The sequence below is a fragment of the Phytoactinopolyspora mesophila genome (genome assembly GCF_010122465.1).
GTDB classification, from domain to species: domain Bacteria; phylum Actinomycetota; class Actinomycetes; order Jiangellales; family Jiangellaceae; genus Phytoactinopolyspora; species Phytoactinopolyspora mesophila.
Map to the genome: position 1 here is coordinate 118,729 of NZ_WLZY01000009.1, position 21,941 is coordinate 140,669.

Sequence of the window (21,941 nt, forward strand, 5' to 3'; positions counted from 1 at the left end):
GTCCCCCGCCCCCCCCCCCGGTGAGCGCCAGGGGGTTGGGGTTCCCACCCGCCACCCACAACCCACTGACGATCACCTGTGAGCAACCACAACCCACTGACGATCACGGGGAGGGGTGGGATGGTAGGCGGGCTTACCGCTCGCGGGCTAGCCTCGGGAACGTGGCCAAGAATGTCTATATCGCTTCAGTGACCGGCGAGACCGGGAAGTCCACGGTGGCGCTCGGCGTCCTGACCGCGTTGACGCGCAGAGTCGGCCGGGTAGGCGTCTTCCGGCCGATCGTGCGCTCCGCCACCCCCGCGGAGCCCGGCCGGCACCCGGACTACGTGCTGGAACTGTTGCTCGATCACGACGACGCCGACCTGCCGTACGACGTGTGCGCCGGGGTGACCTACGACGACGTCCACGCCGACCGGGACGCCGCGCTCAGCACCATAGTCGAGCGCTATCACGAAGTAGCTAGGCAATGCGATGCCGTGGTGATCGTCGGCAGCGACTACACCGACGTGGACAACCCGACCGAGTTCTCGTTCAACGCCCGGATCGCGGCGAACCTCGGCGCACCGGTGCTTCTGGTGGTGAACGGCCGCGAGCACACCCCGGAGAACGTCCGAGCGGTGGCCGACTCCGCCGTGACCGAGCTGAAGGCCAACTCCGGTCAGCTACTGGGCATCGTGGTGAACCGGGTGGATCCGGGGTCGCTCGATGCCGTACGCGACGCCGTGAGCTCGCCATCGCCGGTATACACCCTGCCCGAGGAGCCATTGCTGTCGGCGCCCACGATGGCCGATCTGATCGGTTTGGCGGCGAACTCTACCGGGGCGCGCCGGACCGGCTAGGCCGGGAAGTACGTGGGTTCGTCGTGGCGGGGATGACTCTGCCGCACGTCCTGGACCGGTTGGTCGAGGATGCCGTGGCCATCACTCCCGCCGACCGCTCAGACGTGCTGCTCGGCCTGCTCATGGCACATGCCTCGAGAACATTCCCGAGCCTGGCCGGCATTGTGCTCAACGGCGGATTCGAGCTGCCACAGCAGATCGTCCGGCTGATCGACGGACTCAACGTCAACCTGCCTATCCTCACCATGGATGGAGACACCTTCGCCACCGCCACCGCCCTGGCCGGGGTGCGGGGCCGGCTCACCAAGGACGCCACCCGCAAGATCGAGACCGCCCGCACCCTGTTCGACGAGCACATCAACGACATCGAACTGCTCGACCTGCTGGATGTCACCCGCAGCAATGTCGTGACACCGCTGATGTTCGAGCACAGGATCGTCGACCGTGCCCGCTCGGACCGGCGGCACATCGTCTTACCCGAAGGCGAAGAGGAACGGATCCTGCGCGCGGCCGATTCCGTGCTCCGCCAAGGCATCGCGGACATCACACTGCTCGGCCGGCCCGAACGCGTGCAGGCGATTGCCATCAACGCGGGCGCGGACATCTCCGCCGCGCAGATCGTTGACCCGCAGCTCAGCCCATGGCGGGAGCAGTTCGCGGAGAAATACGCCGAGTTGCGCGCCCACCGGGGTGTGACGCTCGAGGGCGCTCGGGATCAGGTCGCGGATGTCTCCTACTTCGGCACCATGATGGTGCTGATGGATCTCGCCGACGGCATGGTTTCCGGTGCGGCCCACACCACCGCGCACACCATCCGGCCGGCGTTCGAGGTGGTGAAGACCGACACTGGGGTCTCAACGGTGTCGAGTGTGTTCTTCATGTGTCTACGCGACCGGGTGCTCGTGTACGGCGACTGCGCCGTCAATCCCGACCCGGATGCCGAACAGCTGGCCGACATCGCGATCTCGTCGGCCCAGACCGCGGAAGATTTCGGCGTACCCCCGCGCGTGGCCATGCTTTCGTACTCGACCGGCGAGTCCGGTTCCGGCGCCGACGTAGACAAAGTGCGGGCCGCCACGGCGCTCGCCCGCGAGCGGCGCCCCGACCTGTCGATCGAGGGACCGATCCAGTATGACGCCGCGGTGGACGCCGGTGTGGCCCGCACCAAGCTGCCGGACAGCGAAGTAGCGGGCCGCGCTACCGTGTTCATCTTCCCGGACCTGAACACCGGCAACAACACCTATAAGGCGGTGCAGCGCAGTGCCGGCGCGGTGGCGGTGGGGCCGGTCCTGCAGGGATTGCGCAAACCGGTCAACGACCTCTCACGGGGCGCTCTCGTGTCGGACATCGTCAACACGATCGCGATCACCGGAATCCAGGCCCAGACCAGCGACGCGGAAGACTAGATGGGCGCGGCACATAGAGTCTCCCCTCGCCCAGCGGACTCGCTCGTGCCTCGCTCGCCGATGCCCGCCACACCATGGTGAGACTCTATGTGTCACGCCCAGTATGCCTTGCGCCTTCACGTCAGTGCTGGTCAGCGACTTGCGAGTGTGATGACGTCTTCAAGATCGTGTTTGGCGATATCCGGATCCGGCGCTGGGTACATACCGATGCTATGCACTCCGGCAGCTTCCAGCGCCTCGATGTGCTGCATGGCATCGTCCATGGTGCCGATGGGCGCGAGCTCGGTCCACCAGTCCGGCGGCATGGTCACCAGTCCGTCGACGCCGTGCTGGGCAAAGCGCGCCAGGAGGTCGTCGCAGAATGGGAGCGCCCGGATGCCCGGCGACGGGTCGTCGAGCAGCCCCGCCAGCCACGGCGCCATGGTCCGGTAGGCGCTGCGCCGCTCCTGCTGGACACAGATGACGGAGAAGACGGCCACGTGGAAAGGATCAGGGTGGCCGGCCTGCTCACGGGCCCACCGCACGTAGGACGGGCCGGCCGGTTCGGCGAGGACGACGCCCCCGGCGACACGCCCGGCCATGGCCAGGGACTTCGGCCCCCGCACACCGGCGAGCAGCGGCGGCACGGGGTCCGGCGGGTGGTACAACTGGACGTCGTCGAGATACACGTGCTCACCGTGCATGGTGACCCGTTCTCCGGCGAGCAGCCGCCGCACCGCGACCATCACTTCTTCAAGCGTGCGCACCGGCGACGAGGGACGTACGCCCATCTGCGCCATCCACGATTGGACGCCGTGCCCGATACCGGGCAGCACCCGTCCCGGCGCCAGATTGCACAACGTGGCGATCTCCATGGCCGTGACGGCGGAGGTACGGGCGACCGCGGGAAGAATGCCAATGCCTACGGTGAGTCGCTCACTCACCGACAGCGCCGAAGCCGCCAGACTTACCCCTGCGGTATAGAAACAATCCTCGATCACCCAGAGCTGGTCGGCTCCATGATCGAGGCGTCGGGCAAAATCGGTCACCAATGCGGCCGGGAAAGTCCGGTCGAAACACATGCCGATGCGGGTTCGTGTCGTCACCATGCCGAGACCGTATCGGGAGAGACTGACAGAATCGGAGAAAGACGCAGAGCCTCGCCATCAGGGCGGCGAGACAGCTGTTCAGAGACACACATTCGGGGTGTAGTGATGAGCGCAACCGTGCTCGTGCTCAACTGTGGATCGTCGTCGATCAAGTACCAGCTCATCGACGCGGACAACGCCAATGTTCTCGCCCGTGGTCTGGTGGAACGCATCGGCGAGGACGGCGGGCACGTTCGCCACGAGGCCGGCGGCTCCGTCGTCGATCATGACCTCACGCTCGCCGACCATCAGGCCGGCCTGAGAGCCGTACTCGATACGTTCGAGGAGCACGGCCCGGCGCTGGCCGACTCGAACATCGCCGCCGTGGGCCATCGAGTGGTGCACGGCGGCGAACAGTTCTCCGGCCCGGTGATCATCGACGACACCGTCGAGGACACCATCGACGGATTGTCATCGCTGGCTCCGCTGCACAATCCGCCGAATCTCGCCGGCATCCGGGTGGCCCGGCAGGTGCTGGACAACCTGCCGCACGTAGCCGTCTTCGACACCGCTTTCCACCAGAGCCTGCCGCCCGCGGCCTACACCTACGCGATCGGCCGCGACGTCGCTCGGCGGCACCACGTCCGGCGTTACGGGTTCCATGGAACATCGGTCGCCTACGTCGCCGGCGAGGCCGTCCGGTTCCTGGAACGCGATGCGCAGAAGACCAATCTGATCGTTCTGCACCTGGGGAACGGCGCGTCGGCCACGGCGGTGCGCTCCGGCCGCTCGGTGGACACCTCGATGGGACTCACCCCGCTGGAAGGGCTCGTCATGGGATCACGCAGCGGCGACATCGACGCCGGTGTGCTCCTGCACCTCGCCCGGGAAGCCGGCATGTCGTTCGACGACCTCGACGATCTGCTCAACCGCAACAGCGGCATGGTGGGTCTGACCGGCGAGCGGGATCTGCGCGAGGTTCATCGGCTGGCGGGAGAAGACGACGAGGACGCCATCCTGGCTCGCGATGTCTATTGCCACCGGATCCGCCGCTACGTCGGGGCCTTCCTGGCCGTTCTCGGTGAGACCCACGCCATCGTGTTCACCGGCGGCGTCGGCGAGAACGACGCCTGGGTGCGCTCACGCTCGCTGGCTGGCCTGCGCGGACTGGGAATCGCGGTGGACCACGTCCGCAACGCTTCCCAAGGTCCCCGGGCGCGTTACATCTCGCCGGACGGAGCCGGCACGGCGGTGCTCGTCGTTCCCACCGACGAAGAACTGGAGATCGCCCGGCAGACGTTGTCGACGGTGGGCGAGCTGACCATCAGCCCGGGGTGACCGTGAAGGCCGTACCGGTGCCGGAGACGACGACGTCCGGCTCCGAAGCGGGAACGAACGCGGCCTGCCCGGAGCGCAGCTGGAGGCTATCGCCGGCGTCTTGCGCCGAGCCCGCCCGCACGGCCACCGCGCCGTCGACGACGAGCACAACCCGGGGCCCGCTGCCACTCGGGCGGATCTCCTCAGCATCGAGCTGGAGCCGGGCCAGGCGGAACTCGTCGAGCCCGGGAACCGGGTAGACCTGCTCACCCGCCTGGGTGTCCTGAGGCACGATCAGCATCCCGCCGTCGGGCTCGTAACGCAGAATACGCAACACCTCGGCCGCGTCCACGTGTTTGGGGGTCAAGCCCGCGCGAAGGGTGTTGTCCGAGCTGGCCTGCGGTTCGACCGCGAACCCGGACAGATACGCATGCGGCACACCTGCCGCCACGAAAGCGGCCTCACCAGGATTGAGCCGAATGCGGCGCATCAGCAACGCCAGCAAGAGGCCGCGGTCGTCCGGATACGTCGCCGCCAGTTGGTCCACCACCGCGAACGGCTCATGACTCGAGTGCGCCCGGGCTTCGTCGGCGAGTGTGCGTGCTATCCGGACAGCTTCGGACTCGGGCAGGCTCAGCCAGGCCGTTACCAAGCGCCGCAGCCCGTCGCCCTGCCTGAGCATGGCGATGGCTTGGGTGAATTCTTCCCGCCCGCTGAGTTCCAGCGCGGCGGCGACCTCGGCCGGGTCACGGAACCCGAGTAGGGCTTCGAACTCGGTGAGCGCCACGACCATCTCGGGTTTGTGGTTACGGTCCTGGTAGGAACGCTTCGGCGACCCCAGCGGTGTACCCGCGGCGTCCTCGGCGTCGAACCCCTCGGCGGCCTGCGCGATGGTGGGGTGAGCCTGGATGGACAGCGGACGCTCGATGGCGAGAATCTTCAGCAGGTAGGGCAGCGCGGCCCCGAACCGGTCGAGGACACCTGGTCCGAGCGCGCCAGCCGGATCGGCGGCGATGTACTGGTCCAGCGTGCGCCCGTCACCCGCGACGACGGAGGGCGAGCCCGGGTGCGCGCCCACCCACAGCTCGGCTTGAGGGTCGCCGGTCGGGTCCAGCCCGAGCAAATCGGGGATGACCGTCGCCGATCCCCACGCGTACGAACGCACCGGATTCTCGAGAAGTACAGCCACGGTCTGCCACTCTACTTTGCGCGCTGAGGCCCGCTACCCTCGAATCCCACGCCGGGCGCGAAAAGGCTCGCGCCCGGGGCCGTGACACTAGAACTGGCCGGTAGTGGTTCCGCCGCTGCCGGAGGCCGGGGTGATCGCGACGTTGTTGGCTCCTGGTTGCCACTGGTCAGCGACCTCCGGATAGCCGTCCTCCGCCCGCTTGATGCACTTCCATTCGACGGTGGTGTTCGGCGGGAGATTGCCGATGGTGCCGGTCCAGGTCGGATACGAGCTGGGCTCCAGCTTGACCGCGCTGGCCGGGGACCACGCGCCGAGCCGTGGCACGCCGCCGACGGCGTACACCGACTGGCCGATAGTGGTGGTGCCGTTCTCGCAGACGAAGTCCAGCGTCACCGGCTGCTCGCCGAGAGTGAACTCGAAAGTCTTCGATGACGCCACACTCGTTTCGCCGGACTTGGCGACCACCAGATTGCCCCCGGCGTTGAACCAACCGCTGGCCGCCGCGTCGAAATCGGCCTGGTTGTCGTGCCGGGTGAGAAGTGAACCGTTGAGAGTGACCGACGACGCCTGAGTGTCCTCGACCACCAGTTCCACGATGTTGTCCCGTGCGGACGGAGCACCGGCGTAACCGCCGTCGGCCGCCCCTATCGTCACGGTCGCGGTCGATCCGCTGACCTGCTGGCCCAGCACCGTCGTTCGCACCGCGCCGTCCGCGTAGGCCACGGTTGCGCCGTCGTCCTCGTACAGCGTGAAATCGCTCGCGGTCTCGTCGGCGTAGACGCGGGTGACGAGCTCGTCGCGGGTGCTCGAGTCCAGCCGCCGGCCGTCGACGTTCATGCTCTGCTCATCGACGTGCATCCGGGGAATCACCGCACCGGCCCGGGCGAACGCGGGCAGCCGGAAATCCCCGTTCACGTACAGCGGGACGTCCTCGATCCACTCGCCGTCGCTGTGGAACCACTCGTTCGTGTGGTAGTTGATCCACGAGCCTTCCGGCAGGTAGATGTTCCGCTGCCGCTCACCGGACCCTGCGACGACGCCCACGAGCAGGTCCCGGCCGACCAGCTTCTGGTGGCCCATCTCGCGGACCTCCGGATCGTCCTGGTGGTAGTACACCAGCGGCGGCACCACCGGCTCGCCGTACCGGTAGGCCCGGTGCGCGAGTGAATAGTAGTAGGGCGTCAGCTCGTAGCGCTGCCGGATGTTGGCCAGGTTACTGTCCACGTCACCGATCTCGGCCGGCGAGGTGTGCTCGCAATTACACAGATTCTCCGCGTGCGGGCGCACCGGCACCTCGAACCACGAGCCGTTGGCGAACCATTGTGTGTACAGCTCATCGAGGTCGGAGTCGAGCATCTCACGCCGGAAACCGCCGATGTCCGAGCCGTAGTAGTCGACGCCGGACATGGACATGTGCATCTGGGTGTTCTGCTGTGCCGCGAGCGCGGTCAGCTTCGTACCGATGTCGGCCGACCACATCGCGGCTCCGTGCCGCTGGATGCCCGCCGCCCCGGACCGGGTCAGCAGGAACGGGCGCTGCTCCTCCTCCGCCGCCGCGTACCCGCGAGTGATGCTCTCGGCCCATTTGAGGTTGTACATGTTGTGATAGTCGGCGTGGGCGTGTTTGCCGGGTAGTACCCCGGCCGTCCAGTCGTTCGGGTTGTACATCTCCGGCTCGCCGAGATCGAGCCAGTGGCCCAGCACCCCGTCGTCTATCAGCGCCTGGCGTTTGGCGGCGTGCCAGTAGTCCCCGGCGGCGTCGCTGGTCCAGTCGATCATTCCGCCGCGGCCCCACCAGTCGTTGTCGGTCAGGTAGACCGGGCCGCAAGTGGAGCAGCCGTCCCGGACCAGATGACCGCGTGCTTCCATGTCGGCATGCTCGGCCAGCGCCCGGCCGATATAGGACTCCTCGATGGTCATGATCCCGACGCCGTCGTCGGCTTCGTAGTCAGCAATCCGGCCGGCCGGATCCGGGAACGACGACGTATCCCAGGTCATCGACCCCATCGCGGTGTGGTCGGATCCGGAGCTGACGCCACCGAACCAGTACAGGTCCAGCACGAACCCGTCGACCGGGAACTCCTCGGCCCGCAGCGCGGCCAGCCGGTCGTCGACCTCGGCCCAGCTCTCATAGCCGAACTCCGACACCCAGAGCCCGAACGCCTTCTTCGGCGGCACCGGCGGGTGACCGGTGAGTTCCATGTAGTCCTGACGCAGGTCGGGCAGATCCGCACCCGTCATGGTGTACCAGCGGATCTCGTCCCCCCACGTGCGCACCGACCACGGGTCACCGGTGAGATCCCACTCGGTCTTGTACACCTGGTCGAGAAACAGCCCGTAGCCGGTGCTGTCGGCCCCAACCGCGAACAGCACCGGGATCTGGGTGTTGCCCACCGGGCCGTTGTCCGGGTCGTAGACCATGGCGTTTCCGAACTGACCACCCGGTGAGCGGACCCGGCCCACCCAGTCGCCGTCCGCGCTGCCACCCTGGAAGAACTGCTGGCCGAGACCGTAGGCGTTCTCCATCCCTTCCTTGGTGATGGAGAGGCCCTTCCAGTCCTGGGCCAGGTCGAGCGGGCAGACGGTGTGCAGCACAACGTCGGGGGTGTGCGTGGTGTCGGTGACGGTGGCGCACAATGTGGAGCTGTCCACGTCGATGCGCATGTCAGCGGTCGACAAGGTGGTGCCGTTCTGCTGGAAGGAGCTCGGGCCGGCGTAGTCGGTCTTCGCCACCTGGTCGGTGGTGAACAGCGGCGAGCCGGTTCCCGGGCTGGGGCTGACCCCGGAGACCTCGAAGTGCGCGAGGTCGTCGTCGAGGATCTCGACGATCAGGTAACTGTTCCCGGCCGTGAACTCCACCCGTTCGACGCCGGACTGTTGTGTGGTCGCCGGAGTGGTTCCAGCCGGCTGGGCCGAGGCATCGGTCGACGACGGCGCCAGCGACACGGCCAGCACGCCGGCTGTCGCGAGAATTGCCAGCGACGACGTCCGTCGTAGTGCACGCATCTGGGCTCCCCTCCTACGGCCGGGCGAGAACGAGGTGGTCGAGGTTGATCGCGCCGGTGTCGCCTGACTCGTAGCCGATCCGCACGGTGCGGGATCCCGCGGCGAGGCTCACGTCCAGCGTCGCCTCTCCCCAGTCGCTCCAACTGCCCATACTCGGCAGGGACACCGTGCCCACGACCTGTCCGTCCACCCGAACCGTACGGGTGGCGGTGGAACCGGTCGCGTTGGCGTAGCGGAATCGCAGCCGATGCTGGCCGGTGGCGTCGGCGTGCACGTCGAACTCGACGGCGTCGCCCTGCGCCTCGAACTGGTCAACGAAGCCGGTCCCGGTGAAGCCAGGGTGGTTGTTGTTGGCCGCCGTGCTGACCTGCCCGGCGAACTCCGCCTCATAGGCGGCTTTGTCCACGCCGGACAGCACGACGTCGCGCACCGTCGAAGCGCTCGGCAGTTTGACGTGGGTCAACTGCTGCACCGGATCCCAGTACCAACCGTCGGCCGACGAGACGAGTGCGGCCAGGCTCGACCGCTGCGCCAGCGCACCGCCGCCAACCGTCACAGCGGCCGGTGTAGTGCTGGCGACCTGCAACGTCACAGCTTCACCCAGCGCGGGCACAGCAACCTCCACCTGCTGCGCGGCCCAGTTCTCGGCGGCTGTGACGCTCCGGTGCACACCCGCGTCGTCGTCGAAATACTCGTACGACGACGCACCCGACGGGTACACCCGGAACACCAGGTTGGTGTGTGTCTCGACGTCATTGCCGACTCCGCTGCCGAGCTGGTAATCATCACCCAGATCGAGCGGGATGATGGCGCCCGGCCGGGCGTAGACCGGAATGGTGTCCGTTCCCGCGTGATAGGTCTTGACGCCGGGGCCACTGAAGTGGCCACCATTCCAGAGGTCGTACCACTCGCCCTCCGGCACGTACAAGTCCTTCGCCGATGTTCCGGCGCTGGTGATCGGGGCGACCAGCAGCTGCTCGCCGTACATGTACTGCTGGTCCCAGCCGGCCGCGTCGTTGTCATCCGGGAACGCCAGGCTCATCGCCCGCATCATCGGCACGCCGGAGTCGGCGCTGCGCACCGCCTCGGTGTACGTGTAGGGCATCAGGTTCATCCGGACGTTGGCGAAGTGCCGGAAGATCGGGATCACGGAGCTGTCGCCGGTGCGGGCCTGCACGTTCCATGGGGTACGTGCCTCCGAGGGACTCGGGTCGGCCTTCTCCGAGTGGTACTGCATGATCGGCGAGAACGTGGCCTGGGCGGTGGAGCGTAGATACAGTTCCGCGCTGGGGAACGGACCGGTGAATCCGGCCAGGTCCCACGCCCAGAACGGCACACCAGACTGCCCGGCGCTGAGCCCCGCCCGGATCGCCTCCTGGAACGCGCCGAACGTCGACGTCTGGTCCCCCGCCCAGAAGATCGAGGATGTTTGTGCGCCCGACGTCCCGGCCCGGCTGAAGATGGTGCCGTCGTTGCCGGTCTTGGCCTGTACCTCGTCGTTGTAGGCGTCGAGGTACGAGTTCGGGTACGCGTTGTGCATCTCAGCGCCGTCCCGGCCGTCGGCGAACTCCAGGTCACGACCGAAGATGTGCTCGCCGCCGTCGGTCTTGAACCCGTCGATGCCGATGTCGTCGAACAGGTAGGAGCGTTTGCTCATCCACCAGTCGGTGGCGTCGGGATCGGTGAAGTCGGGGACCAGACTGTCGCCGAACCACTGACCGCTCGGCACCCGGTAGTCGCCGCCGTGACCGCTGCCGACCACAAAGCCCTCGCTCTGCGCATAGCTTCGGTCGTTGAGGTGCTGCTGCGGCGGTACGGGCGGATTGGTGTCGAAGTTCTCCTTGAGCACCGGAATCTGCCACAGCAAGACCCGGATGCCTTGATCGTGGGCGTCGGCCACCATGGCGGCCGGATCTCGCCAGGCGGTACCCGGTGGGAAGGTCAGATCACCGTAACTCAGGCTGTCGGCGCCGGGCGTCGGCTGGTACTCGGCGCCGTGCCACACGTAGAACGTGGCCTCGTCACTCCATTGCTCCAGCACCATCACCGAGTGGGGGATGTCGTGCTGTTCGATGGCGGCCAGCTCGGCCTCGATCTCGTCCTGGGTGTTCCATTCATTGGCCGAGGCCCACAGTCCGAATGACCACTTCGGCGGCAGCAGCGGCCGGCCGGAGACCTCGGTGTAGGCGTCGACGATGTCCTCCGGAGAACCGGTGAACACGTAATAGTCGAGGGTAGAGTCCAGCGCGCCCCCGGTGTCGAGGGTGAATCCGGCCATGTCGGCCAGGTGGGTGCCGAGGTTGAAGATCGAGTAGCGAGTGCTCGGAATGTACACCCCGTAGCCGGCCGAGTTCAGGAAGAACGGCTTGGACAGATAGGTCCGCCCGACGCTGCCCTGGTCGAGGTACTGGTTGTAGACGTAGTTGTGCACGTCATGACCGCGCTGGTCCAACCGGTCGTAGCGCTCGCCGAAACCCTCGAACCGTTCGCCGCTGGGTGTCAGGTAATGGTCTTCGATCTTGGTGACCGTGGTGGCGCCGTCGCTGGCCCAGCCGATGTTGTGAAAGGCGGCGGGGTCGTAGTGACGGGTGATCAGCGTGCTGCCGTCGCCCTCGTAGACCGAGAGGCGGAACGGGTTCTTCTGCACGCTGAGCACCAGGTCGCTGGTCGCCATACGCAGCTCACTCGCGGAGTCGGTCACCGTGTAGCCGGTGCCGCCGGAGATGTCGAGGCCGTTGCCGGTCGGAGCGACCTGCATGCGGAAGCTGTCCGGGCTGGGGAATGCGAACCGGATCTTGGGAGTGAAGTCTCCGGCGCTGTCACCGGTGGTCACGTCCACGGACGTGCCGTTGTCCGTCACGGCCGTGACGTCGGTGACGTGGCTCCATGACGTGACGGCGAACGAGAACGGCCCGGTGCTCTTCTGGTTGCCTCCGTTGACATCGGCATGGACCGTGTAGGTGATCTGGTCGCCTCTGTCGAAGCTGCCCAGATCCACTTTCCAGTAGCTGTTGTTCCCGCTGTTGTAGTCCCAGCTGGCACCGATGGGAGTCTGATCGGCGCCGTTCTTCGTCCAGGTGACCCATACCGATTGCCCGGTCTCGATGGGCCAGGTGGTGGCGTTGACGACCACGTTGTCCCCGGCCATCGGATCACGCGGCGCCCGCTCGGTGGGTTCGGCCGAGTAGAGGTCGTCGGTGCCGGTGGGATCGTGGTGGATTCCGTCGAGCGCATGGGCCGTCGTCGTCGGGACGAACATGGCCGCAGGGACGACCAGGGCGGATATGAGCGCGAGCCTGAGGAGATCGAGGGTTGTGCGGCGAGATCCACGCGGAGTTGCGGGCATCCGGACTCCCTTCGGAACTAAATTTAGTTATAAATTAATGAGCTGATGATCTCCCGTCAATAGATCAACCCAGAGAAATTCGTTCGTCAGGCCGGCCGGCCGAGCCCCAAGGCCAGATAAGCCGCCACGTACTGCCCCATCGCCAGCAGCGTGGCAAACCGCACGATCTCGGCGCCCTCTGCGGCATGAATCGGGAAGACCCGCACGGACGACGACTCCGCAACCTCCTCGAGCCGTCGCCGGGCGGCATCCAGCAGCGGCGCCTCCGCGCCGTCGTCGAGCACCAGCAGCACCGGACGCAGCGGGGCGGGGCCGTCCTCGAACGGGTCGGCGAACACGTCCACTTCCGGCGCATCCGCCAGCAGCGGCACCAGTTGGTCGTCGTCCCCGGCGATGGCCGGCCGGCCGCTGGCCTTACGCAGGTTCTCCGCGAGCCGCCGGGCCGCCCGGGCCGCCAGCGCCGAACCACCCCACACCACGGGGGTGCCCTCGGCCAAAGCCAGCGCGAGTTCTTTGGCCGGATTCTCGTCAACACCCACCGATGGGGCGCAACGCTTCGCCACGTCATCCAAGGCCTCAGCCACTGGCTCGGCCTCGACCTCCGGGCCCAACCCGAGCCGATGCAGCGCGATCAGCATGGGCACCGCGACGGCGGTCGGATCGGTGCTACCAGCCGGCAAGAAAATGGTGTCGCGGCTCGAGGCGGCCGAGTGCAGCTCCGAGTTCTCCGGAGCCGCGACCAGCAAGGAACAGCCCCGCCGGCGCGCCTCGGCCACCGCGGATATCTCTTCCGGGCCGGCGCCTCCGGCACACATGACCACGACGAGATCCAACGGCCCAGCCCAGGCCGGCAGCCCGGGATGCGGCCAAGCGACGAAAGGCACCGGACAGATGGGCTCGAGCACGGCCCGGAAAAGCCGCCCATCCGGGCCACCCGCAACGATGGCCCGCGGACGGTCATCGGAGTTCAACCCGTCCAATGTCTCGGCCGCAGCCGAGTACGCGCGGCGTACGTGAGCACCCCAGCTGGCCAGCTCACGCAAGACGCCGTCGATGCTGGCGAGCGCCTCGGGGTCATCAAGCGAGGTATCGAAGAACATGGTCACACCTTGGACGGGCCAGCACGGTGGTTGTTGTCGCGCTCGGATTCGGCGTCTCCGAGGGGTTGCGCAAATTCGGCGAGGAGAACCGGGATGCCGTCACGGACCGGATAGGCGAGCGCGCAGCTCGAACAGGCCAGCACGTTCCGTTCGGTGCCATCGGAACCAGCCACTTCGCGTGGTGCCAGCCCGCCATGACAAGCCGGGCACACGATCACCTCGGCCAGCATGGGATCAAGCCACATTTCCCCTCCTCCTTCCGCTGATCATGAACACTACGTGACCATATCGGTCGTCTAGTGTTCATGATCATGGGGAGCTCTCGGCACCGCGGACGACGCCAAGAACCTTGTCACGTACACGTTCCATGATGGACCAGTCGGCACCCTCGACGTTCAACCGCAGCAGCGGCTCGGTGTTGGACGGGCGCAGGTTGAACCACCACATCGGCGATCCGCCGTACTCCACGGTCAGCCCATCCATGTGGTCGACCTCGACGTCCTCGTACTCCGAGAACAGAGCCTCGACGGTTGCCAGCGTCGCGGCGGTGTCGTCGACCCGGCTGTTGATCTCACCGGAAGCCGCGTACCGGTCGTAGGGCGCCAGCAACGACGAGAGCTCCTGATCCGACGAACCCAGCGCGGACAGCGTGTGCAACGCAGCCAGCATGCCGGAGTCGGCCCGCCAGAAGTCGCGGAAGTAGAAATGGGCGGAGTGCTCGCCTCCGAAGACGGCATCGGTCTCAGCCATCCGCTGCTTGATCAGCGAGTGCCCCACCGGCGTACGCACCGGGCTGCCGCCGTGCTCGGCGACGATCTCGCGCACGGCACGAGAGGTGATGACGTTGTGCACGACGGCTGCTCCCGGCGCCCGCTGCAGCTCCCGGACGGCGATCAGCCCAGTCAACGCCGACGGCGAGACCACCTCACCCTTCTCGTCGACCACGAAACAGCGGTCCGCGTCGCCGTCGAAGGCCAGCCCGATGTCGGCGCCACGCTCGAGGACCGTGCGCTGCAGATCGACCATGTTGGCCGGCTCGATCGGGTTGGCCTCATGGTTCGGGAACGTGCCGTCGAGTTCGAAGTACAACGGGATGACCGTCAGCCCGGGAAGGTCCAGGACAGCCGGCACCGTGTGTCCGGCCATGCCGTTGCCGGCGTCCACGACGACGGTCACCGGCCGGATGCCGTCCAGGCTCACGAGCTGGTGAAGGTGCTCGGCGTAGTCAGCCAGCACGTCGCGCCGCTGAATTCGGCCGGGAGCCGGAGCGTCGCTGTGCAGGCCACGCTCGGCGAGGCTTGGCAACCGCGCCACCCAGGTATCACGACGCGGCCCGTCGGCCCCGGCGAGCGCCTTCTCGGCAAGGTCACGGATTTCGGCCAGGCCGGTGTCGCGGCCGACAGGCATGGCGCCCGCGCGGCAGAACTTGATGCCGTTGTACTCCGCCGGGTTATGGCTCGCGGTGAACATGGCACCGGGCAAGCCGAGTGCCCCGCTCGCGTAGTAGAGCTGGTCGGTAGAGGCCAGGCCGATGTTCACGACGTCTAGCCCGCGGGCCGTCACACCGTCGCAGAAAGCCGCGACGAGACCGGGGGATGTGGGACGCATGTCATGGCCGACGACCAAGGTCGCGGATTGATCACCGAGAACGTCCGCCGCCGCCGTACCGAAGGCCCGGGCTACGTCCACGTCCCATTGATCGGGTACCACGCCACGTACGTCGTAGGCTTTGACGACCGCTGCGAGATCGCGCACGTCACGACCATACCGCGAAGCCCGTACGGCACGAACACAGCATCTTCGCCGATCACGCGGTCACTCGGCGACCCGATGGAGAAATGCCGCGAACCGGTCGAGTTCGCCGTCGTCGAACCGACTGATCAAGTAGTCGCGCACACCGCGCTCATGGGTATCGGCCGCCTCATCGAGCCGGGCCAGCCCCGCGTCAGCCAGTGCGGCGTATGTGCCACGGGCGTCTTTCTCGGCCGGGACCCTGCGGATCAGGCCGGCATTGATCATCCGATCGATGAGCCTGGTCATTCCACTGGGCGACAACATCACCATGTCGGCCAGTTGCGACATCCGCAACCGGTGCTCGTCGGCCTCGGCAAGCCGGGCCAAGACTTCGTACCAGGCGAGCGGCAGCCTGTGCAGTTCCACCAAGTCTGTCTCTAGTTGCCGGGCCACACTCGCGTGCGCGCGGTCGAACGCCCGCCAGACCTCGAGCTGTTCGGGGCTGAGGCGCTCCTCGGAGCCGGGAGTGCTGTTCATCGCTAAATGATCATATGACCGATACTTCCAAGATCAACAGGGCGCGCCTAGGAGCCCTGCGCAGAAGTCAGCTCCGTCGGGTACGCGATGACATCGACCATGGCACCGTTGCGGAACGTCGTGATGGCCAGCGCCACGTCTATCGCCTCGGCGAACATGCGACGCTGCAGCGACTGAGCATTGTCAACCGGCTGCCCAGCGACGGTGACGATCAAGTCCCCGGCTCGCAATCCTGCCTTCTCAGCCGGGCTGCCGGGTTCGACGTGCGCTATGCGGACCCCAGTCTGCCGGCCGATCCGCTCGGCGAGTTCCGGGGGCACCGGTGCCGGTGACGTCGCGACGCCGAGAAAGGCTCTGCGCACCTTGCCGTCACGCTGGAGCGTCGCAACGATCCGGGTGGTGGTCGCGTTCACCGGCACCGCCAGTCCGAGGCCCACGCCAGCCACGGCGGTGTTGATGCCGACAACGCGTGCCGAAGCGTCGGCCAGCGCACCGCCGGAATTGCCAGGATTCAGCGCGGCGTCGGTCTGAATGACGTCCTCGATGATGCGCACCGCTTGTCCACTCTGCGCCGGCATCGATCGCCCAAGAGCGCTGACCACGCCCACGGTCACCGATCCGGACAACCCCAGTGGGCTTCCGACGGCCACGACCAGCTGTCCGACCCTCAGGTCATCGGCATTGCCCAGCTGAGCCGGCACGGGCGTCAACCCGTCGGCTTTGAGCACCGCCAGATCAGAGAGCCGGTCCCGGCCGACGACGGAGAACCCGGCCTCGACACCGTCGGAGAAGGACACGGTTCCGCCGGCAGCCGAGCCGACAACGTGGGCGTTGGTCAGCAGGAATCCGTCGTCCGTGAAGACGACCGCCGAGCCGGAGCCGCCCCGCCCACGCCGACCACCACGCTCCCCCGGCACAGCCACGCTGGCCACCGACGGCAGTAGCTGCTGCGCCACCGCGCTCACCACCCGCGAGTAAGCGTCCAAAGCTTCGCTGTCCGCGTGGTCGTCGCCGCTTGGATTGCCGTCGTGTGGCACCGACTCGTTGCCTGGCTTGTCCGCTGTCATGGTCTTCACCGTCCCGCCGCGCGCGGGCTGGCTCCGCCGGCCGCGCCGTTCTCTCGCAATGAAGGGTCAAACGCACAGCGCACCGGCTGCACTCCAACGTACGCCCACAGCGCAATCCGGCCGGTCTCCGGAGAAGCGCAGCCTCCTCAGCCGACGTCGAGAGCGAGCAGGTCGTCTTCGGTCTCGCGGCGCATGATCACCCGGGCCGCGCCGTCGCGCACAGCGATCACCGGAGGCCGCGGAACGTGGTTGTACGTGCTGGCCATGCTGCGGCAGTACGCGCCCGTGCCCGGCACGGCGATCAGATCGCCAGGACCGACGTCAGCGGGGAGGAACTCGTCTTTCACGATGATGTCGCCGCTCTCACAGTGTTTCCCGACGACGCGCGCCAGCACGGCCTCGGCATCCGAGCGGCGCGACGCCAGCGTGCATGAGTAGTCGGCGTCATAGAGCGCCGTACGGATGTTGTCGGTCATCCCGCCGTCGACGGAGACGTACCGGCGCACCGCTCCCCCGTCGAGTTCGACGGCTTTCACCGTTCCGACCTCGTACAGCGTGAACGTGCTCGGACCGACGATGGCCCGCCCGGGCTCGATGCTCAGCCGCGGGACCGACAGGCCGTAGGCTGCGCACTCGTGTTCGACGATGACCGCCATCCCGGCAGCCAGCTCTTCCGGCGGCTGTGGATCGTCCTGGCTGGTGTAGGCGATGCCGAAGCCACCGCCAAGATCAAGTTCAGGAAGTTCGATGCCGTGCTCGTCGCGGATCTCGGCCTGCAGCCCGAGGACCCGCCGCGCGGCCACCTCGAAACCTGATGTGTCGTAGATCTGCGAGCCGATGTGCGAGTGCAGCCCGATCAACTCCAGCGATGGCTCGGCGAGAATACGCCGCACTGCCTGGGCCGCTGCGCCGCCGGCGATGGAAAAGCCGAACTTCTGGTCTTCATGTGCTGTCGCAATGTACTCGTGGGTGTGGGCTTCTACGCCGACGGTGGTCCGGATCATCACCCGCGCCCGTACGTCGCGCTCGGCGGCCAGGGTGGTCAGCCGAGAGATCTCGTCGAAGGAGTCGACGATGATCCGGCCGACGCCGGCATCCAGCGCTCGCGAAAGCTCCGCGACGGATTTGTTGTTGCCGTGCAGCCCGATCCGCTCGGCCGGGAATCCGGCGCGAAGCGCGGTCGCCAGCTCGCCACCCGAGCAGACGTCGAGCCCCAGTCCCTCGCTGGCCACCCAGCGGGCCACCTCGGTGCACAGGAAAGCCTTGCCCGCATAGAAGACTTCAGCCTCACCGAACGCGCCGGTGAACGCGTCGCGGAACGCCCGCGCCCGGGACCGGAAGTCGAGTTCGTCCACGACATAGGCCGGCGTGCCGAACTCCGCGGCCAGGGCCTGCACGTCGATTCCCGCGATCCGGACCACGCCGTCGTCGCCACGATTCACCGTGGCCGGCCACAGGATGGGGACGAGCGCGTTGACGTCGTCCGGAACCTGCAACCAGGGTGGGCGACGACGATGTCCGGCTTCCGCGTGCAGTGTGCCTGCCTCGTGTGTGTATGTCACATCCGCTCCGGTGCGAAGACTCCGAGCATGCCTAGCCCGTTGGCAATGACCACCCTAGTGGCGTCGATCAGCCACAGCCGGGCGCGGTGGATGTCGCCCGCCGGTTCATCACCCATCGGCAGCACCCGGCACACGTCGTAGAACTTATGGAAGGTGGACGCGGTCTCTTCGAGGTAGCGGGCGATTCGGTGTGGCTGCCGCTGTTCGGCGGCGGTGGCGACGATGCGCGGGAACTCACCGAGCGCGGCGAGCAGCAGCGACTCACGCTCGTGGCTCAGCAGTTCGGGCCGGAGCTCGCCGCGCTCGACACCGAGTTCGGTGGCGTTGCGCAGGATCGACGACAGCCGCGCGTGCGCGTACTGCACATAGAACACGGGGTTGTCCGACGTCTGCTTGGTGATCTGCGCGACATCGAGCGTCAGCGGAGAGTCGGCCGGCGAGCGGCACAGCGAATAGCGCAGCGCGTCCACTCCCGCCGCGTCGACCACGTCACCCAGGGTGAGCATGGTGCCGGCCCGCTTGGACAGCCGCAGCTCCTGCCCCTCACGCACGATCTTGACCATCTGACCGATGGGGATCTCGATGTTGTGCTCGGGGTCGTCGCCGGCGCAGGCAGCCATGGCCTTGAGCCGGCCCACGTACCCGTGGTGGTCGGCGCCGAGGAGGTAGACACACACGTCGAAGCCACGTTCACGTTTGTTGATGTAGTACGCGGTGTCCGAGGCGAAGTAGGTATACGAGCCGTCCTGCTTGATCAGCACGCGGTCTTTGTCGTCGCCGAAGTCAGTGGTGCGCATCCACAGCGCGCCATCGGACTCGAAGATGTGGCCCTGCGCACGCAGCACGTCGATGCCGTGCTCGACCTTCCCGGTCTCGTGCAAGGTGCGCTCGGAGAACCACACGTCGAAGTGGGTGCGGAACTCCTCGAGCTGGCTTTGCTGCTCGGCCAGCTGGAGCCGATACCCCTCCTCCCGGAAAGCCGCGAGCTGCTCGTCCGCGGGAAGGTCCAGGATGGCCGGCCGTGCTTCGACGATCGCCTGTGCCAATTCGCCGACGTAGGCACCGTGATAGCCGTCATCGGGAACGTCCTTGCCATGCGCCCGGGCCATCAGGGAGGCACCGAAGGTGTCCATCTGAGAGCCGCGGTCGTTGATGTAGAACTCGCGGGTGACCTCGGCGCCGGCGGCCTCGATGACCCGCGCGATGGCGTCTCCGACGGCTGCCCACCGCACGTGCCCGAGGTGCAGTGGGCCCGTGGGATTCGCGGAGATGAACTCGATGTTCAGCTGAGTTCCCGCCAGCGTGTCGCTGCGGCCGTACGACGATCCGGCGGCGACGATCGCTTCGGCCAGCGTCCCCTGCGCGACCGCGGAGACGGTGATGTTGAGGAATCCTGGCCCGGCGACGTCCACCGCCTCGATCCCCGTGCTGCCTCGCAGCCGGCCGGCCAGCGTCTCGGCCAGCTCTCGCGGCGGCATGCCCGACTTCTTGGCCAGCCGCATCGCGATGTTGGTGGCGTAGTCTCCGTGCTCGCGGTTACGCGGCCGCTCGATCAGCACGTCGTCCGGCACGCCGTCGGCCAGCGTCACCTCACCGTCGTCGACAGCGGCGACGAGAACCTCGCGCACCACGCGGGAAAGTTGCTCAGGGGTCACCCGGAAAGCGTAGCCACTCCGGCCACGGCGCTGTCATGTGTGTCCGCAACCTGGTCGATGACGTGAGAGAGGACGTCGTCAAGGGACATCCCGAGCACATCGGCCACGGCAGCGACGGTGAAGAAGGCAGGCGTGGGTATCCGCCCCCGTTCGATCTTGCGCAGGGTTTCCGGAGAAATGCTGGCAGCTGCGGCGACGTCGGTGATGCTCCGTTCTCCGCGCGCCCGCCGCAACACCTCGCCGAGGTATTGCCCGCGCTCCCGTTCCGATCCGGTCAACGGCACTCTCACCATGTCCGTGATACTAATACCGGTATAGTTATCGGCACCACAGAGGGATGTTTCGAGATGGTCGAGCTGAAGACACCGGGTGAGATCGACGCCATGGCCGCCGCCGGGCGCGTCGTCGCCACAGTGCACGCCACGGTGCGCGCGCATGCCGCCGTCGGCGTGTCGCTGAAAGAACTCGACGACGTCGCGCACGACGTCATCCGCGCAGCCGGGGCGACGTCGTCGTTCCTCGGGTACCAGCCGGGCTTCGCATCCTCCCCATATCCCGGCGTGCTCAACACGTCGGTCAACGACGTCATGCTGCACGGGCTTCCCACGGCATACCGCCTCCGCGATGGCGACCTGCTGGGCGTCGACTGCGGCGCACACATCGACGGCTGGCACGCCGATGCCGCCACCACCTTCATCGTCGGGAATCCCGATCCTGCTGACGAGAAGCTGATCGAGACCACCGAACGGATGCTGCACGCCGGCATCGACGCCGCGCGGCCGGGCGGGCGGATGGGCGACATCAGCCACGCCATGGAGGTGATCGGCCGCGCCGCCGGGTATGGAATCCAGTCCGACTTCGGCGGGCACGGAATCGGGCGCGCCATGCACGAGGAACCGTTCGTGCCGAACGAGGGCCGGCCCGGGCGAGGCTGGCCGCTGCGGCCCGGCCTGGTGATCGCCATCGAGCCGAGCCTCATGGCCGGCAGCCACGACCACTACTACATCGCCGACGACGGCTGGTCGATCCGCACCGGCGACGGCAGCCGCGGCGCACACGTGGAGCACACCGTGGCGATCACCGACGACGGCCCCCGCATCCTGACCGCTCACCTGGACTGATACCCAAACATCACAACCGGCTCAGCCGATTCGGGATCCGTGCCGATGTCCTGGTAACCTTGAGCGCGGTCCCCGCCCTCGTAGCTCAGGGGATAGAGCGTCTGCCTCCGGAGCAGAAAGTCGCAGGTTCGAATCCTGCCGAGGGCACCAGCAGGTCAGAGCACATGTCGATCATAATTTCAAGATCAGACAACGACTTTACGACCATGATCCACTTCGTCGCGCCGAGGACAGATACGGCGCAGGTGCGCTTGTTCAGCTCTCGGACGGTGGCCCCGTCCGGGGCGACGAGCAACGACACGAGCCCGGCACTGTGCTCAGCGCCTGGTCTCGTACCTGGTCAGCAGCACGCCGCCGGGAAACGTCCGGGTCTCCGCCAGGCTCAGGTTCACCCAGTTGTCCAGGGCGGTGAAGAATGGCGTGCCGCCGCCCACCAGGACCGGATGGGTGACGATCACGTACTCGTCGATCAGCCCGGCCCGCATGGCCGCCGCGGCGAGTGTGGCGCCGGCGATGTCCATGGGGCCGCCGTCGTCGGCCTTGAGCCTGGTGATCTCGGTGACCGCGTCGCCGGCGACCAGACGGGTGTTCCAGTCGACCGTGCTGGTCGTCGAGGAGAACACCACCTTCGGCATGTCCCGCCAGCGGCGGGCGAACTCGATCTCCGCCGGTGTGGCGCCGGGCTGCTGGTCGGCGGTTGGCCAGTGGGAGCTCATCGCCTCCCACAGCTTGCGCCCGTACAGCGCTAAGCCGGTCGCCCCCACCCGGTCGGACCACCACTGGAACAGCTCGTCGTTCGGCGACGAGTCCGGTCCATCTCCCCCACTCCAGCCGAGGTCGTCGCCGGTCGCGGCGATGTAGCCGTCCAGGCTCATGTTCATGGCGAAGGTCAGTTTCCGCATGGCGTCAGCCCCTCGTGAGTCGGTATTCGGTGTACAGACCAGCACGGCGCGCAAAACTCATCGGTCAGGCCACACCGAGGGCCAGTTGACCGC

The 21,941-nt window shown here is 67.2% G+C and carries 15 protein-coding genes, 1 tRNA gene and 1 pseudogene; 4 read left to right on the top strand and 13 right to left on the bottom strand.

All coding sequences use genetic code 11. The annotated features are described in order from the left end of the window. The first annotated feature begins 161 nt into the window (after positions 1 to 161). Positions 162 to 2,245, top strand: a pseudogene (pta, locus tag F7O44_RS23100) (phosphate acetyltransferase). 131 nt (positions 2,246 to 2,376) lie between these two features. On the opposite strand, the gene F7O44_RS23105 reads toward pta, so the two are convergent. Then, positions 2,377 to 3,333, bottom strand: coding sequence for an LLM class flavin-dependent oxidoreductase (locus F7O44_RS23105; RefSeq protein WP_222851621.1), 957 nt, complete (start codon positions 3,331 to 3,333; stop codon positions 2,377 to 2,379). A 105-nt stretch (positions 3,334 to 3,438) separates the two neighbouring features. On the opposite strand from F7O44_RS23105, the gene F7O44_RS23110 reads away from it, so the two are divergent. Beyond that, positions 3,439 to 4,650 (top strand): acetate/propionate family kinase, encoded by a 1,212-nt coding sequence (locus tag F7O44_RS23110; protein WP_162452669.1) that lies wholly within the window; start codon positions 3,439 to 3,441, stop codon positions 4,648 to 4,650. Here the strand turns inward: F7O44_RS23110 and manA are convergent. The 11 genes from manA to F7O44_RS23165 form a co-directional block, all read right to left on the bottom strand. Next, the gene (gene manA / locus F7O44_RS23115) at positions 4,637 to 5,818 is read right to left on the bottom strand and encodes a mannose-6-phosphate isomerase, class I (RefSeq protein WP_162452670.1); all 1,182 of its coding nucleotides are present in this window, start codon (positions 5,816 to 5,818) and stop codon (positions 4,637 to 4,639) included. The two genes, F7O44_RS23110 and manA, sit on opposite strands and share 14 nt — an antisense overlap. Before the next feature lie 87 nt (positions 5,819 to 5,905). Then, the gene (locus F7O44_RS23120) at positions 5,906 to 8,824 is read right to left on the bottom strand and encodes a TIM-barrel domain-containing protein (RefSeq protein ID WP_162452671.1); all 2,919 of its coding nucleotides are present in this window, start codon (positions 8,822 to 8,824) and stop codon (positions 5,906 to 5,908) included. Between the two features lie 13 nt (positions 8,825 to 8,837). Next, positions 8,838 to 12,170: a TIM-barrel domain-containing protein gene (locus F7O44_RS23125; RefSeq protein ID WP_162452672.1), complete on the bottom strand. Its 3,333-nt coding sequence runs from the start codon at positions 12,168 to 12,170 to the stop codon at positions 8,838 to 8,840. An 86-nt stretch (positions 12,171 to 12,256) separates the two neighbouring features. After that, positions 12,257 to 13,270: an SIS domain-containing protein gene (locus F7O44_RS23130; RefSeq protein ID WP_162452673.1), complete on the bottom strand. Its 1,014-nt coding sequence runs from the start codon at positions 13,268 to 13,270 to the stop codon at positions 12,257 to 12,259. Between the two features lie 2 nt (positions 13,271 to 13,272). Then, positions 13,273 to 13,515, bottom strand: a complete 243-nt coding sequence (locus F7O44_RS23135; protein ID WP_162452674.1) for a Trm112 family protein — start codon at positions 13,513 to 13,515, stop codon at positions 13,273 to 13,275. A gap of 64 nt (positions 13,516 to 13,579) precedes the next feature. Beyond that, on the bottom strand, positions 13,580 to 15,025 hold the full coding sequence (locus F7O44_RS23140; protein ID WP_162452675.1) for a phosphomannomutase/phosphoglucomutase: 1,446 nt from the start codon (positions 15,023 to 15,025) through the stop codon (positions 13,580 to 13,582). 60 nt (positions 15,026 to 15,085) lie between these two features. Beyond that, entirely contained in the window at positions 15,086 to 15,541 is a 456-nt protein-coding gene (locus F7O44_RS23145; RefSeq protein WP_162452676.1) for a MarR family winged helix-turn-helix transcriptional regulator, read from the bottom strand. Positions 15,542 to 15,588: 47 nt separating this feature from the next. Further along, positions 15,589 to 16,608 carry a S1C family serine protease gene (locus tag F7O44_RS23150; RefSeq protein ID WP_162452677.1) on the bottom strand — a complete coding sequence of 340 codons (1,020 nt, stop codon included), beginning with the start codon at positions 16,606 to 16,608 and terminating at the stop codon, positions 15,589 to 15,591. Positions 16,609 to 16,754: 146 nt separating this feature from the next. Next, positions 16,755 to 18,170, bottom strand: coding sequence for a diaminopimelate decarboxylase (gene lysA / locus F7O44_RS23155; RefSeq protein WP_162452678.1), 1,416 nt, complete (start codon positions 18,168 to 18,170; stop codon positions 16,755 to 16,757). Next, positions 18,167 to 19,825 carry an arginine--tRNA ligase gene (gene argS, locus F7O44_RS23160; protein WP_162452679.1) on the bottom strand — a complete coding sequence of 553 codons (1,659 nt, stop codon included), beginning with the start codon at positions 19,823 to 19,825 and terminating at the stop codon, positions 18,167 to 18,169. Before argS ends, lysA begins: the two co-directional genes overlap by 4 nt. Next, the gene (locus F7O44_RS23165) at positions 19,822 to 20,118 is read right to left on the bottom strand and encodes a helix-turn-helix domain-containing protein (protein WP_162452680.1); all 297 of its coding nucleotides are present in this window, start codon (positions 20,116 to 20,118) and stop codon (positions 19,822 to 19,824) included. Before F7O44_RS23165 ends, argS begins: the two co-directional genes overlap by 4 nt. A 54-nt stretch (positions 20,119 to 20,172) precedes the next feature. On the opposite strand from F7O44_RS23165, the gene map reads away from it, so the two are divergent. Both map and F7O44_RS23175 read left to right on the top strand, forming a co-directional pair. Then, entirely contained in the window at positions 20,173 to 20,946 is a 774-nt protein-coding gene (gene map, locus F7O44_RS23170; protein ID WP_162452681.1) for a type I methionyl aminopeptidase, read from the top strand. A gap of 74 nt (positions 20,947 to 21,020) precedes the next feature. Then, positions 21,021 to 21,096: transfer RNA gene (locus F7O44_RS23175), tRNA-Arg, on the top strand. A gap of 167 nt (positions 21,097 to 21,263) precedes the next feature. Here the strand turns inward: F7O44_RS23175 and F7O44_RS23180 are convergent. Continuing rightward, positions 21,264 to 21,848, bottom strand: a complete 585-nt coding sequence (locus tag F7O44_RS23180; protein WP_174255975.1) for a dihydrofolate reductase family protein — start codon at positions 21,846 to 21,848, stop codon at positions 21,264 to 21,266. Positions 21,849 to 21,941 lie beyond the last annotated feature (93 nt).